The 13064-nt window shown below is 66.0% G+C and carries 8 protein-coding genes; 4 read left to right on the top strand and 4 right to left on the bottom strand.

Going from position 1 to position 13064, the window contains the following annotated elements:
* Window positions 1-28: 28 nt before the first annotated feature.
* The 3 genes from glgB to ACODS9_RS18220 are packed head-to-tail and all read right to left on the bottom strand — an operon-like array spanning window position 29 to window position 7624.
* Window positions 29-2239, bottom strand: a complete 2211-nt coding sequence (glgB, locus tag ACODS9_RS18210; protein WP_489094425.1) for a 1,4-alpha-glucan branching protein GlgB — start codon at window positions 2237-2239, stop codon at window positions 29-31.
* Window positions 2240-5557: a maltose alpha-D-glucosyltransferase gene (gene treS, locus ACODS9_RS18215; protein ID WP_489094426.1), complete on the bottom strand. Its 3318-nt coding sequence runs from the start codon at window positions 5555-5557 to the stop codon at window positions 2240-2242. It lies immediately after the preceding gene.
* A 48-nt stretch (window positions 5558-5605) separates the two neighbouring features.
* On the bottom strand, window positions 5606-7624 hold the full coding sequence (locus ACODS9_RS18220) for an alpha-1,4-glucan--maltose-1-phosphate maltosyltransferase (protein ID WP_489094427.1): 2019 nt from the start codon (window positions 7622-7624) through the stop codon (window positions 5606-5608).
* 139 nt (window positions 7625-7763) lie between these two features.
* On the opposite strand from ACODS9_RS18220, the gene ACODS9_RS18225 reads away from it, so the two are divergent.
* The gene (locus ACODS9_RS18225) at window positions 7764-7925 is read left to right on the top strand and encodes a hypothetical protein (protein ID WP_167388392.1); all 162 of its coding nucleotides are present in this window, start codon (window positions 7764-7766) and stop codon (window positions 7923-7925) included.
* A 161-nt stretch (window positions 7926-8086) separates the two neighbouring features.
* Complete coding sequence (locus ACODS9_RS18230; RefSeq protein ID WP_401105819.1) at window positions 8087-8347, top strand: acyl carrier protein; 261 nt, start codon at window positions 8087-8089, stop codon at window positions 8345-8347.
* Here the strand turns inward: ACODS9_RS18230 and ACODS9_RS18235 are convergent.
* On the bottom strand, window positions 8322-9992 hold the full coding sequence (locus ACODS9_RS18235) for an AMP-binding protein (protein WP_489094428.1): 1671 nt from the start codon (window positions 9990-9992) through the stop codon (window positions 8322-8324). The two genes, ACODS9_RS18230 and ACODS9_RS18235, sit on opposite strands and share 26 nt — an antisense overlap.
* Window positions 9993-10271: 279 nt before the next feature.
* Between ACODS9_RS18235 and ACODS9_RS18240 the strand changes: the two genes are divergently transcribed.
* Both ACODS9_RS18240 and ACODS9_RS18245 read left to right on the top strand, forming a co-directional pair.
* The gene (locus ACODS9_RS18240) at window positions 10272-11435 is read left to right on the top strand and encodes an isovaleryl-CoA dehydrogenase (RefSeq protein ID WP_023631987.1); all 1164 of its coding nucleotides are present in this window, start codon (window positions 10272-10274) and stop codon (window positions 11433-11435) included.
* Window positions 11436-11454: 19 nt separating this feature from the next.
* Window positions 11455-13062, top strand: a complete 1608-nt coding sequence (locus ACODS9_RS18245; RefSeq protein WP_038705778.1) for a carboxyl transferase domain-containing protein — start codon at window positions 11455-11457, stop codon at window positions 13060-13062.
* Window positions 13063-13064: the final 2 nt, after the last annotated feature.

Genomic DNA, 13064 nt, shown 5'->3' on the forward strand with positions numbered 1-13064 from the left:
CGGCGATGAGGCCAGGACAGTCGACACATCAGGCCGGCTTCATCACCAGCACCCCCAACGGAGGCAGGTTCAGCGCCAGCGACAATGGCTGGCCATGGCTGGGGAGCTCATCGGCGACCACCGCCCCGAGATTGCCCACGTTCGACCCAGCATACAGCTCGGCGTCGCTGTTGAGCAGCTCCACCCAGTGCTCACCAAACGGCACGCCGATGCGGTAGCCCTCGCGCGGCACCGGGGTGAAGTTGGCCACCACCAGCAACGGCTCGCCCTGGCTGCTCCAGCGCAACCAGGCATACACGCTGTTGTGCGCATCGTCACCGATCAGCCACTGGAAGCCCTGGGGCTGGCAGTCCTGCTCGTGCAGCGCGGGCAGGTCGCGGTACAGGCGGTTGAGGTCGGCCACCAGCTTCTGCACGCCCTGGTGCTCGGAGTACTGCAGCAGGTACCAGTCCAGCTGCTGGTCGTGGTTCCATTCGCGCCACTGGCCGAACTCGCAGCCCATGAACAGCAGTTTCTTGCCCGGATGGGTCCACATGAACGTCAGGTACGCCCGCAGGTTGGCGAACTTCTGCCAACGATCGCCGGGCATCTTGTCGATCAGCGAATGCTTGCCGTGCACCACTTCGTCGTGGGAAATGGGCAGGATGAAGTGCTCGGAATAGGCGTAGATCAGCCCGAAACTCATCTCGTTGTGATGATAGGTGCGGTGGATCGGGTCGTTCTGGATATAGTGCAGGGTGTCGTGCATCCAGCCCATGTTCCACTTGTAGGCGAAGCCCAGGCCGCCCTGCTGCACCGGCTGGCTGACGCCGGGCCAGGCGGTGGATTCCTCGGCGATAATCAGCGCGCCTGGTGCTTCATGGGCGGCGACGCTGTTGAGGTGGCGGATGAAGTCGATGGCCTCGAGGTTCTCGCGCCCGCCGTGGCGGTTGGGCACCCATTCGCCGGCCTTGCGCGAGTAGTCGCGGTAGAGCATCGAGGCCACCGCGTCCACGCGCAGGCCATCGATATGGAAGTGCTTGAGCCAGTGCAGCGCCGAGGCCAGCATGAAACCGCGCACCTCGTTGCGGCCGAGGTTGTAGATCAGCGTGTTCCAGTCCTGGTGAAAGCCTTCCAGGGGGTTGTCGTATTCGTACAGGGCGGTGCCGTCGAAACGCGCCAGGCCATGCTCGTCGGTGGGGAAATGCGCCGGCACCCAATCGAGGATCACGCCGATGCCGCCCTGGTGGCAGGCGTCGATGAAGAAGGCGAAGTCTTCGGCGCTGCCATAGCGCGAGGTCGGGGCGAACAGCGACAGCGGCTGATAGCCCCAGGAGCCGCCGAAGGGGTGCTCCATGATCGGCATCAGCTCGATATGGGTAAAGCCCAGTTCCTGCACGTAAGGCACCAGGCGCTCGGCCAGTTCACGCCAGTTGTAGTAGCGGGCGACCTCGCCGGCGTCGTCCAGCTCGCAGCGCCAGGAGCCGGCGTGCAGCTCGTAGATCGACAGCGGCGCACTGTAGGCGTGGCGCTGGGCCCTGTGTTCCAGCCAATGGCCATCGCGCCATTCGTGGGCCAGGGCGCCGGCCACCTTGGACGCGGTGCTCGGCGGCAGTTCGGTGGCGCGGGCCAGGGGGTCGGCCTTGAGGGGCAGCACGCCGTCCTGGCCGAGCACTTCGAACTTGTAGGTCTCGCCCACGCCGAGGCGCGGCACGAACAGCTCCCACACCCCGGCGCCATGGCGCAGGCGCATGGGGTGGCGGCGGCCATCCCAGTTGTTGAATTCGCCCACCACCGACACCCGTCGGGCATTCGGCGCCCAGACCGAGAAGCACACCCCGGCAACCCCATCCACCTCGGTCGGCTGGGCGCCGAAACGCCCGGACAGGTCGCGGTGGTTGCCCTCGGCAAACAGGTACATGTCCATCTCGCCCAACTGCGGGCCGAAGCTGTAAGGGTCCTCGGTGACCTGTTCGCCGCCGGCCCAGCCGATCTGCAGCAGGTAGGGGGCCGCCTGGTCCAGGTGCGCGGTGAACAGCCCGGGCACGCCACCCTGGCGCATCTCGGCGAGTACCCGGCCGTCGTCGCGGGCCAGCACGCGCACGCTCAGGGCACTGGGCAGGAAGGCCCGGATGAACTGGCCGCCCGCACCATCAGGGTGCGGGCCGAGTACGGCGAACGGGTCGGCGTGCTCGGCGCGGGCCAGGGCATCGAAGTCCCGTTGCCGAAGGCCGCCGTTGTCACGCGTGGTTGCATTCATTTATGACTCTCCCCAGGTACTGATCAGTCCATGCAGGCCATGCAAAGGCACGGCCAGCCAACTTGGCCGGTTCTCGGCTTCATAGGTAATTTCGTAGGCGGCCTTCTCCAGGCAGAACAGCTCCAGTGCGGCGCGCTCGCCCTCGGCCTGCTGCCAGGCGTGGGGCATGGCGGCGGTGGCCAACCCGTAGGCTTCGACGAAGGCATGGCGCGACTGGTGCAGGTACTGCCGGGCGACCCGCTGCCGGGCCTGGCGCGCCGCCTCGGAGAGGTCTACCGCCGAGGCGCTGCGCAGGATCATCGCAGCAGCATAGTCGAAGGAGCGCAGCACACCGCTGACATCCTTGTACGGGCTGTGTTTGGCCCGACGTTCATCCAGCGGCCGCGCCGGCTCGCCCTCGAAATCGATCAGGTAGGCGTCGCCCTGTACCACCAGTACCTGGCCCAGGTGCAGGTCGCCGTGCACCCGCATCAGCAGCCCGCCCTGTGCCTGGCGGGCGAGATTGTCGACATGCTGCTGCAGGCCTTCGCGCTGTTGCTGCAGGTCGTCGACCAGGGCCTGGCTGTCACTGTCGAGGGTGTCACGGTGTTGGGCGAGCAGGTCGAGGGCATGGCTCAGCTCGGCACTGATCTGGCGGCTCCAACGCTCGCTGTCGCGGGCGTCGCTCGGGCGTGAACGGAACGCTTCGTCGTCGCTCGGCGCGGCCAGCAGCAGGTGCATCTCGCCCAGGCGCTGGCCGAGCAAGGCGGCAAAACCGGTCAGCTCGGCCAGGGCATCAGTGTGCGCCTCCTGCTCAATGCTGGCGGGTTCCATCTGGTCGCGGATCGCCCGTTCCAGGGTGTTCTGCGTCCAGTCCCAGGCATCGCCCTGGTTGCTCAGGTAGCCTTGGGCGATCATCAGCAGGTGCGACTGCTCGCTGTCGTCCACGCGGCTGACCCAGGCCAGCAACGGAGAGATATTGGCAAAGCCGGCGGCGGTCAGGTAGGCGCTCATTTCCAGCTCTGGGTGAATGCCCGGATTGACCCGGCGAATCAATTTGAGCACCAGGCTGCCACCGACTACCACCGAGCTGTTGGACTGCTCGGCGCTCAGGTAGCGCACCTCGCTCTGCTCATCGAGCTGCAGCGCGGCCAACTGCTCAGTGCTGTGGAAGCGCAACTCGCCCAGGCCATCGCCACAGGCCAACCGCAGGCCGTCCTGGCAGCCCTGGAGCACAGCGCGAATGAAGGGTTCGAGCACGAAGGCATCGGTGATCAGCCCCACCTGCCGCCCACGGCGTACCCGCGACAGCGCCAACTGCTGGGGCAGCGCGGCATTGATCTGCTCCTCCGGCAGCAGGCCGAAGGGCAGTTGGTAGTGGGTGACCACGCCTTCGCTGTGCACCTCCAGTTCGCCAAGCAGCACCGGCAACGCCGGGGTGGCCATGCGCACGCCATAGCGCAGGCGGACCTGGTCGATCGGCCCTTCCTTGCCGGCGAACCAGCGGCGCTTGGGCAGGTACTGCGGCAGGATCGCTGCCTGCAACGTCTCGCGGGCCGGCGACTCGAGCAGTTCCTCCATGCGCTTGCGCAACACCAGGGTGGTCAACTCGGGCAGGCCCTCGCTGGGCTGGATATGCCAGCTGGGCATGCGGTCGTGGCTGGCCAGCAGGAACCAGTAGAAGCCATAGGGCGGCAACGTCAGCAGGAACGGCAGCTGGCCGATGGGCGGGAAGGCGCTGCCGCCAAGCATCTCCACCGGCACCTTGTCGGCGTACTGCGACAGCTCCAGCTCGGCGGCCTGGGCGGCCCGCGAGACGTTGGCCACGCACAGCACGATCTCGACGTTGCCCTCGGCATCGGTGTATTCGCGGATATAGGCCAGCACCCGCCGGTTGCTCGGCGTGAGCATCTTCAGGCTGCCGCGACCAAAGGCCTTCTGCTGCTTGCGCACCGCCAGCAGGCGGCGATTCCAGTTGAGCAGCGAATGCGGGTCGTGGGCCTGGGCCTCGACGTTGATCGTCTGGTAGCCGTACAGCGGATCCATGATCGGCGGCAGCACCAGGCGCTGCGGGTCGGCGCGGGAGAAGCCGCCATTGCGATCCGGCGACCATTGCATGGGGGTGCGCACACCATCGCGGTCGCCCAGGTAGATGTTGTCGCCCATGCCCAGTTCATCACCGTAGTACAGCGTTGGCGTGCCGGGCATCGACAGCAGCAGGCTGGTGAGCAGCTCGATACGCCGCCGGTCGCGTTGCAGCAGCGGCGCCAGGCGCCGGCGAATCCCCAGGTTGATGCGGGCGCGGCGGTCCTCGGCGTAGTAGTTCCACAGGTAGTCGCGCTCGCGGTCGGTGACCATCTCCAGGGTCAGCTCATCGTGGTTGCGCAGGAAGATCGCCCATTGGCAGTTGGCCGGGATCTCCGGGGTCTGGCGCAGGATGTCGGTGATCGGGAAGCGGTCTTCCATGGCCAGGGCCATGTACATGCGCGGCATCAGCGGGAAGTGGAAGGCCATGTGGCATTCGTCGCCATCGCCCTCGCCGAAGTACGGGCGGGTGTCCTCGGGCCACTGGTTGGCCTCGGCCAGGAGCATGCGGTCGGGGTAGTTGGCGTCGATTTCGGCGCGGATCGCCTTGAGCACCACATGGGTCTCGGGGAGGTTCTCGTTGTTGGTGCCGTCGCGCTCGATCAGGTAGGGGATGGCGTCCAGGCGCAGGCCGTCGACGCCGATGTCGAGCCAGAAGCGCATCACCCCGATCACCGCCTTGAGCACCTGCGGGTTGTCGAAGTTGAGGTCCGGCTGGTGCGAATAGAAGCGGTGCCAGAAGTACTGGCCGGCCACTGGGTCCCAGGTCCAGTTGGACTTCTCGGTGTCGAGGAAGATGATCCGCGTGCCGTCGTACTTCTGGTCATCGTCCGACCACACGTAGAAGTCCCGGGCCTTGCTGCCAGGCTTGGCATGCCGGGCGCGCTGGAACCAGGGGTGCTGGTCGGAGGTGTGGTTGATGACCAGCTCGGTGATCACCCGCAGGCCGCGCTTGTGCGCCTCGGCGATGAAGCGCCTGGCGTCGGCCATGCTGCCGTAGTCCGGGTGCACGGCCTTGTACTCGGCGATGTCGTAGCCGTCGTCGCGCCGTGGCGAGGGGTAGAACGGCAGCAACCAGAGGGTGTTGACGCCCAGTTCGGCGATGTAGTCGAGCTTGCCGATCAGGCCTGCGAAATCGCCGATGCCGTCGTTGTTCGCGTCGAAGAACGATTTCACGTGCAGTTGGTAGATCACCGCGTCCTTGTACCACAGCGGATCGTCGATGAAGGCTGCCGGGCGGGAACGCTTGGCCATTGGGGACTCCTTTGTGTCCGAGGGTTCAGCTTGAAGCCCATCGCGGGGCTAGCGCGATTTCTCGATGCGCCAGATACCGAACGGCTGGTGCCACGGCTCGATGCGCATCCACTGGGTCTTGCCATGCCAGGTCCAGCGCTGGCCGTTCATCAGGTCCTCGCCCTGGGTATCGGCGCTATCGTCCAGCCCCAGCTCCCATAGCGGCAACTCGAAGCTGGCCTCCTGGGCGTTGTGCGGGTCGAGGCTGATGGCCACGAGGATGAAGTTGTCGCGCTCGGGAGTGCGCTTGGCGAAGTAGAGAATGTTGTCGTTCCAGCAGTTGAGGAACACCACCCCCAGGTGAGTCTGCAGGGCGCGGTTCTGTCGGCGGATGCGGTTGAGCTGGGCGATCTCGGCAACGATGTTGCCGGGCTGGGTGAAGTCCCGGGGGCGGATCTCGTACTTCTCCGAGTCCAGGTACTCCTCCTTGCCCGGCAGCGGTGTGCCCTCGCACAGTTCGAAGCCCGAATACATGCCCCACAATCCCGAACCCATGGTCGCCAGCGCCGCGCGGATCAGAAAGCCCGCCCGCCCGGAGGTCTGCAGGAAGAAGGGGTTGATGTCCGGAGTATTGACGAAGAAATTGGGTCGGTAGCACTGGCTCCACGGCGGCTGGTTGAGCTCCTCGAAGTATTCGAGCAGCTCCTGCTTGCTGTTGCGCCAAGTGAAGTAGGTGTAGCTCTGCGCGTAGCCGACCTTGCCCAGGCGCGCCATCATCGCCGGGCGGGTGAAGGCTTCGGCGAGGAAGATCACCTCGGGGTGCTGGCTGCGCACATTGGCGATCAGCCATTGCCAGAACGGCAGCGGCTTGGTGTGCGGGTTGTCGACGCGGAAGGTCTTCACCCCCTCCTCGACCCAGCCGACCACCACGTCGCGCAGCGCCAGCCACAGGCTCGGCACCGCCTCGGGGGCGTAGAAGTCGACGTTGACGATGTCCTGGTATTTCTTCGGCGGGTTTTCCGCGTAGCGGATGGTGCCGTCGGGGCGCCAGCTGAACCAGCCGGGGTGCTCCTGCAGCCAGGGGTGGTCCTGGGAGCACTGGATGGCGAAGTCCAGGGCGATTTCCAGGCCGTGCTCGGCGGCGGCGGCGACCAGGCGGCGGAAGTCCTCGCGGCTGCCCAGCTGCGGGTGGATGGCATCGTGCCCGCCTTCGGGGCTGCCGATGGCATAAGGGCTTCCGGGGTCGCCGGGCTCGGCCTGCAAGGCGTTGTTGCGGCCCTTACGGTGCTTCATACCGATGGGGTGGATCGGCGGGAAATACAGCACGTCGAAGCCCATGTCGCGGATCATCGGCAGGCGCTGGTGCACATCATCGAAGGTGCCGTGGCGTTCGGGGTCGTCGGTGACCGAGCGCGGGAACAGCTCATACCAGCTGGCGAACTGGGCCGCCTCGCGGTCCACGTCCAGCGGGAATTCGCGGCTGCGGGTGAGGTAGCTGCGGTGCTCGGCCTCCCCCATCAGGCGTGCGGCGTCTGGGTGCAGCAACAATTTCACCTGTTCATCCACCGGCAAGCCCGGCAGGCGCTGCTGCAACTGCGCCAGTTGCTCTCGCAGCAAGCCGTCGCTGCGTTCGATGCCCTTGCCCAGCAGCAGGCGGCCCTCCTCCAGTTCCAGCTTTACCTCCACGCCGGCGGCATACTTCTTCTCCAGGTCATGGCAATAGGTGGCCCAGGGGTCGATCCAGGCCTCGATGCTGAACAGGTGCAGGCCCAGCTCGGCAGGCGTGAAGTCGGCCAGCCACAGGTCGTTGCCCGGCGAATGCATGGCCACGCAGTGCCAGCGCCGGCTGTGGGCCTGGCGCCAGTGCAGGGTCACGGCCAGGCGATCGTGGCCGTCGGTGTAGACCTTGGCGCCCACATCGACCTTGTGACCGCGCACGGCCTTGGCGGCGAAGGTGCCGCCGTCGAGCACCGGGCTTGCGTCCTCGATCACGATACGCGGCGCCAGCAGGGCCTGGGACAGGCTGATGGCCTGGTCCGGGTGATCACCTGCCATCGGCACGCTTTCGAACGGCTCGTTACCAGACATCGACCTTGCTCCCCTGGGCTGGTGGCGGTAAGGGTTCAGAGCCGTGCGCAAGCGCGAGGGTTCAAAAAAAATGAGCGCAGGGCGCAGGCTTGGGTCAAAGCCTGCGACACCTCTTCATTCATCCCGCGAGGCCAGGCCCATGAACATTCCCATTCCACCGGAGACACCCGACCCGAACATCGACGACCCGACCTTGCCGCCGCCGGTGCCTGAGGAGGACCCGGACGAGCTGCCGATCAAGCCGACCGTGCCGCCGACGGTGGGCGACCCGCCAAGCCAGGAGCCGCCGGTGAAAGCTTGAGGATAGACAAGACTGCGCAAATCTGACCGCCTTGGCCGGCCTCGTCGCGGGGCCGGCATTCACAGCACAAACCTGGCTCAACCGCACCTGGCATTTCTACCAGTAGCACCTGCCCGCAAAGCCACGTACAGAGAAGCACCACCCTTTGACGATCCCTTGGCATGCGCTCACGCCTCTACATCGCCTTCCACCTGCAATGGCTCCTCTCCTGCTTCCTGGAACAGAGCCTGCACAACATCCGCCCCGGCATCGCCCTGGACGAACTGGGCGCCGACAGCTTCGATTTAGTGGAGTTGCAGGCTATCATGGAGGAAACCTTCGGCATCGTCATCGCTGAGCCCTTGCGAACCTACGTCACCTTCGCCGAACTGGTCGACCTGATCTACAAGACCATGGCTAACCCCCCAGCTCCTCCACACTGATCTCGCGCATGCGAAACTTCTGCACCTTCCCCGTCACCGTCATCGGGAATTCCTCGACAAAGCGGAAATGCCGTGGCGCCTTGAAATGTGCCAGCCGCGCCTTGCACCACTGCTGCAGCTCATCCGCCGTGGCGCTGTGCCCCGGGTGCAGGCGAATCCACGCCACCACTTCCTCGCCGTACTTGCTGCACGGAATCCCCACCACCTGCGCCTCGGCCACCGCCGGGTGGGTATGGAAGAACTCCTCCAGCTCGCGCGGATAGATGTTCTCGCCGCCGCGAATGATCATGTCCTTGTTGCGTCCGACGATGCGCACGTAACCGGCTTCGTCCATCACCGCCAGGTCGCCGCTGTGCATCCAGCCGGCCGGATCGATGGCGTCATGGGTGGCCTGGAGGTTGTCCCAGTAGCCGAGCATCACGCTATAGCCGCGGGTGCACAGCTCGCCGATCTCGCCTTGTGCGACGATGCGCCCGTCGGCATCCACCAGCTTGGTCTCCAGGTGCGGCTGGGTGCGGCCCACGGTGGTCACGCGCAGTTCCAGGCCATCGTCGGGGCCGGTCTGCAGCGACACCGGGCTGGTCTCGGTCATGCCGTAGGCGATCTGCACCTCGGCCATGTGCAACTGGTCGATCACCTTGCGCATCACCTCGATCGGGCAGGTGGCGCCGGCCATGATGCCGCTGCGCAGGGTGGAAAGGTCCATGGCCTGGCGTGACGGATGGTCGAGCATGGCGATGAACATGGTCGGCACGCCATAGAGGATGCTGGCACGCTCCTCGGCCACGGCGCGCAGGGTCAGCTCCGGGTCGAAGGCGTCGTTGGGGTAGACCATGGTGCTGCCGTGAGTGATGCAGCCGAGGTTGGCCATGACCATGCCGAAGCAGTGGTAAAGCGGCACCGGGATCACCATGCGGTCGCGCTCGGTTAGGCCCAGGCTCTGGCCGACCATGTAGCCGTTGTTGAGGATGTTGTAGTGGCTCAGGGTCGCGCCCTTGGGCGCGCCGGTGGTGCCGGAGGTGTACTGGATGTTCACCGGCTGGTCGAACTGCAGGCCCTGCTGTCGCGCCTGATAGGCGTCAACCTCGACCGCCCCTGCCCGCCCGGCCAGCGCGGCCCAGGGCAGGAAACCCGAGGGCGGCTCGGCGGCCAGGCTGATCACGCCGCGCAGGTCGGGCAGGCGTTCGCTGGTCAGTTCGCCCAATGCGTGGGTGGCCAGATCCGGCACCAGTTCCTGCACCATCGCGTGGTAGTCGGAAGTCTTGAAGGCACCGGCGCACACCAGCCAGCGGCAGCCGGACTGGCGCAGCACGTATTCCAGCTCGCCCACCCGGTAGGCTGGGTTGATGTTGACCAGGATCGCGCCGACCTTGGCGGTGGCCAGCTGCAGGATGCACCACTGGGCGCAGTTGGGCGCCCAGATACCGACCCGCTCACCCACCTCCACCCCAAGCGCCATCAGCGCCCGGGCCTGCACATCGACCTCGGCGGCCAGCTCGCGCCAGCTGTAGCGCAGGCCCTGGTGGCGCACCACCAGCGCCTCGCGCTCGCCGTGGCGGGCGACGGTGGCATCGAAGGCCTGGCCGATGGTCAGGGTCAGCAAGGGGTGGTCCTGACGGCCGCGGGTATAGCTTGGTTGAGGCATGGTGATCCCTTCTTGTGGTTGTTCTGGGCATGACTGAAGCAGGCGGCAAATACTCTGGCGCAGATTTACGTTTACGTAAAGGTGATGATCCGATTGACAGCCCCGGAAGGCAGGTTTACGTTAACGTCAACCACGAGCACCGACCCTGTGGGAGCGGGCTTGCCCGCGATGAGGCCGGACCAGACAACATCGCTGGCCGTTCTGACGGGCATCGTGGGCAAGCCCGCTCCCACAGGGTCGGTGCAGTACCTCGAATTTCAAGAACAAGAAGGTGCCCACATGCATTACCCCAGCCTGAACTTCGCCCTGGGCGAGACCATCGACATGCTCCGCGACCAGGTGCGCACCTTCGTTGCCGCCGAACTGGCGCCGCGCGCCGCGCAGATCGACCATGACAACCTGTTCCCTGCCGACATGTGGCGCAAGTTCGGCGACATGGGCCTGCTGGGCATCACCGTGCCGGAAGAATACGGCGGCGCCGGCCTGGGCTACCTGGCCCACGTGGTGTCGATGGAAGAAATCAGCCGGGGTTCGGCATCGGTAGCCCTGTCCTACGGCGCCCACTCCAACCTGTGCGTCAACCAGATCAACCGCAACGGCACTCACGAGCAGAAGCTCAAATACCTGCCCAAGCTGATCAGCGGCGAGCATATCGGCGCCCTGGCCATGAGCGAGCCCAACGCCGGCTCCGACGTGGTGTCGATGAAGCTGCGTGCCGAAAAGCGCGGCGACCGCTACGTGCTCAACGGCAGCAAGACCTGGATCACCAACGGCCCCGACGCCAACACCTACGTGATCTACGCCAAGACCGACCTGGACAAGGGCCCCCACGGCATCACCGCGTTCATTGTCGAGCGCGACTGGAAAGGCTTCAGCCGCAGCAACAAGTTCGACAAGCTCGGCATGCGCGGCTCCAACACCTGCGAACTGTTCTTCGATGACGTCGAAGTGCCGCAAGAAAACATCCTCGGCCAGCTCAACGGCGGCGTGCGCGTGCTGATGAGCGGCCTGGACTACGAGCGCGTGGTGCTGTCGGGCGGCCCGACCGGCATCATGCAGAGCTGCATGGACCTCGTCGTCCCGTACATCCACGACCGCAAGCAGTTCGGCCAGAGCATCGGCGAATTCCAGCTGATCCAGGGCAAGATCGCCGACATGTACACCCAGCTCAATGCCAGCCGCGCCTACCTGTACGCCGTGGCCCAGGCCTGCGACCGCGCTGAGACCACTCGCAAGGACGCCGCCGGGGTCATCCTCTACACCGCCGAACGCGCCACGCAGATGGCCCTGGAAGCGATCCAGATCCTCGGCGGCAACGGCTACATCAATGAATTCCCGGCTGGCCGCCTGTTGCGCGACGCCAAGCTGTACGAGATCGGCGCCGGCACCAGCGAGATCCGCCGGATGCTGATCGGCCGCGAACTGTTCAACGAAACCCGCTGAGCATAAGGAACGGGCGCACATGGCTACCCTGCACACCCAGATCAACCCGCGCTCGGCGGAATTCGCCGCCAACAGCGCGGCCATGCTCGAACAGGTCCAGGCCCTGCGCGGCCTGCTCGCCCAGGTCAGTCAGGGCGGCGGGCCGAAGGCCCAGGAGCGGCATACCTCGCGGGGCAAGCTGCTGCCTCGCGAGCGTATCGACCGCCTGCTCGACCCGGGCTCGGCGTTCCTCGAGATCGGCCAGCTGGCCGCCCATGAGGTGTACGGCGAAGACGTGCCCGCCGCGGGCGTAATCGCCGGCATCGGCCGCGTCGAAGGCGTGGAGTGCATGATCGTGGCCAACGATGCCACGGTCAAAGGCGGCTCCTACTACCCGCTGACCGTGAAGAAACACCTGCGCGCCCAGACCATCGCCCTGCAGAACCGCCTGCCATGCATCTACCTGGTGGACTCCGGCGGCGCAAACCTGCCACGCCAGGACGAAGTGTTCCCCGACCGCGAGCACTTCGGGCGGATCTTCTTCAACCAGGCCAACATGAGTGCCCTGGGCATCCCGCAGATCGCCGTGGTGATGGGTTCGTGCACCGCCGGTGGTGCCTACGTGCCGGCCATGGCCGACGAAGCGATCATGGTGCGCCAGCAGGCGACCATCTTCCTCGCCGGCCCGCCCCTGGTGAAGGCCGCGACCGGCGAGGTGGTCAGCGCAGAGGACCTCGGCGGCGCCGACGTGCACTGCCGCACCAGCGGCGTGGCCGACCACTATGCCGACAACGACGAGCACGCCCTGGCCATCGCCCGGCGCAGTGTCGCCAACCTCAACTGGCACAAGCAGGGCAAGCTGCAGTGCCAGGCGCCGATTGCACCGTTGTATGGCGCAGAAGAGCTGTACGGCGTGGTTCCGGCAGACGCCAAGCAACCGTTCGACGTGCGCGAGGTGATCGCCCGTCTGGTCGATGGCTCGGTGTTCGATGAGTTCAAGGCGCTGTTCGGCACCACCCTGGTGTGCGGCTTCGCCCACCTGCACGGCTACCCGGTGGCGATCCTGGCCAACAACGGCATCCTCTTTGCCGAAGCTGCGCAGAAAGGTGCGCACTTCATCGAACTGGCCTGCCAGCGCGGCATCCCGCTGCTGTTCCTGCAGAACATCACCGGTTTCATGGTCGGCAAGAAGTACGAGGAAGGCGGCATCGCCAAGCATGGCGCCAAGCTGGTGACCGCGGTGGCCTGCGCCCAGGTGCCGAAGTTCACGGTGATCATCGGTGGCAGCTTCGGCGCCGGCAACTACGGCATGTGCGGCCGCGCCTACGACCCGCGCTTCCTGTGGATGTGGCCCAACGCCCGCATCGGCGTGATGGGCGCCGAGCAGGCCGCTGGCGTGCTGGCCCAGGTCAAGCGCGAGCAGAGCGAGCGCAGCGGCGAGGTGTTCAGCAGCGAAGACGAGAAGAAGCTCAAGCAGCCGATCCTCGACCAGTACGAGCGCCAGGGCCACCCCTACTACTCCAGCGCCCGGCTGTGGGACGACGGTGTCATCGACCCGGCGCAGACCCGCGACGTGCTCGGCCTGGCGTTGTCCGCCGCGCTGAACGCCCCGATCGAACAGAGCCGCTTCGGCATTTTCCGGATGTGACC

It is taken from the genome of Pseudomonas sp. FG36, from assembly GCF_057809275.1.

Coding starts and splice junctions, on each gene's coding strand:
- glgB (WP_489094425.1), bottom strand. CDS start 2,239: ATGAATGCAACCACGCGTGACAACGGCGGCCTTCGGCAACGGGACTTC.
- treS (WP_489094426.1), bottom strand. CDS start 5,557: ATGGCCAAGCGTTCCCGCCCGGCAGCCTTCATCGACGATCCGCTGTGG.
- ACODS9_RS18220 (WP_489094427.1), bottom strand. CDS start 7,624: ATGTCTGGTAACGAGCCGTTCGAAAGCGTGCCGATGGCAGGTGATCAC.
- ACODS9_RS18225 (WP_167388392.1), top strand. CDS start 7,764: ATGAACATTCCCATTCCACCGGAGACACCCGACCCGAACATCGACGAC.
- ACODS9_RS18230 (WP_401105819.1), top strand. CDS start 8,087: ATGCGCTCACGCCTCTACATCGCCTTCCACCTGCAATGGCTCCTCTCC.
- ACODS9_RS18235 (WP_489094428.1), bottom strand. CDS start 9,992: ATGCCTCAACCAAGCTATACCCGCGGCCGTCAGGACCACCCCTTGCTG.
- ACODS9_RS18240 (WP_023631987.1), top strand. CDS start 10,272: ATGCATTACCCCAGCCTGAACTTCGCCCTGGGCGAGACCATCGACATG.
- ACODS9_RS18245 (WP_038705778.1), top strand. CDS start 11,455: ATGGCTACCCTGCACACCCAGATCAACCCGCGCTCGGCGGAATTCGCC.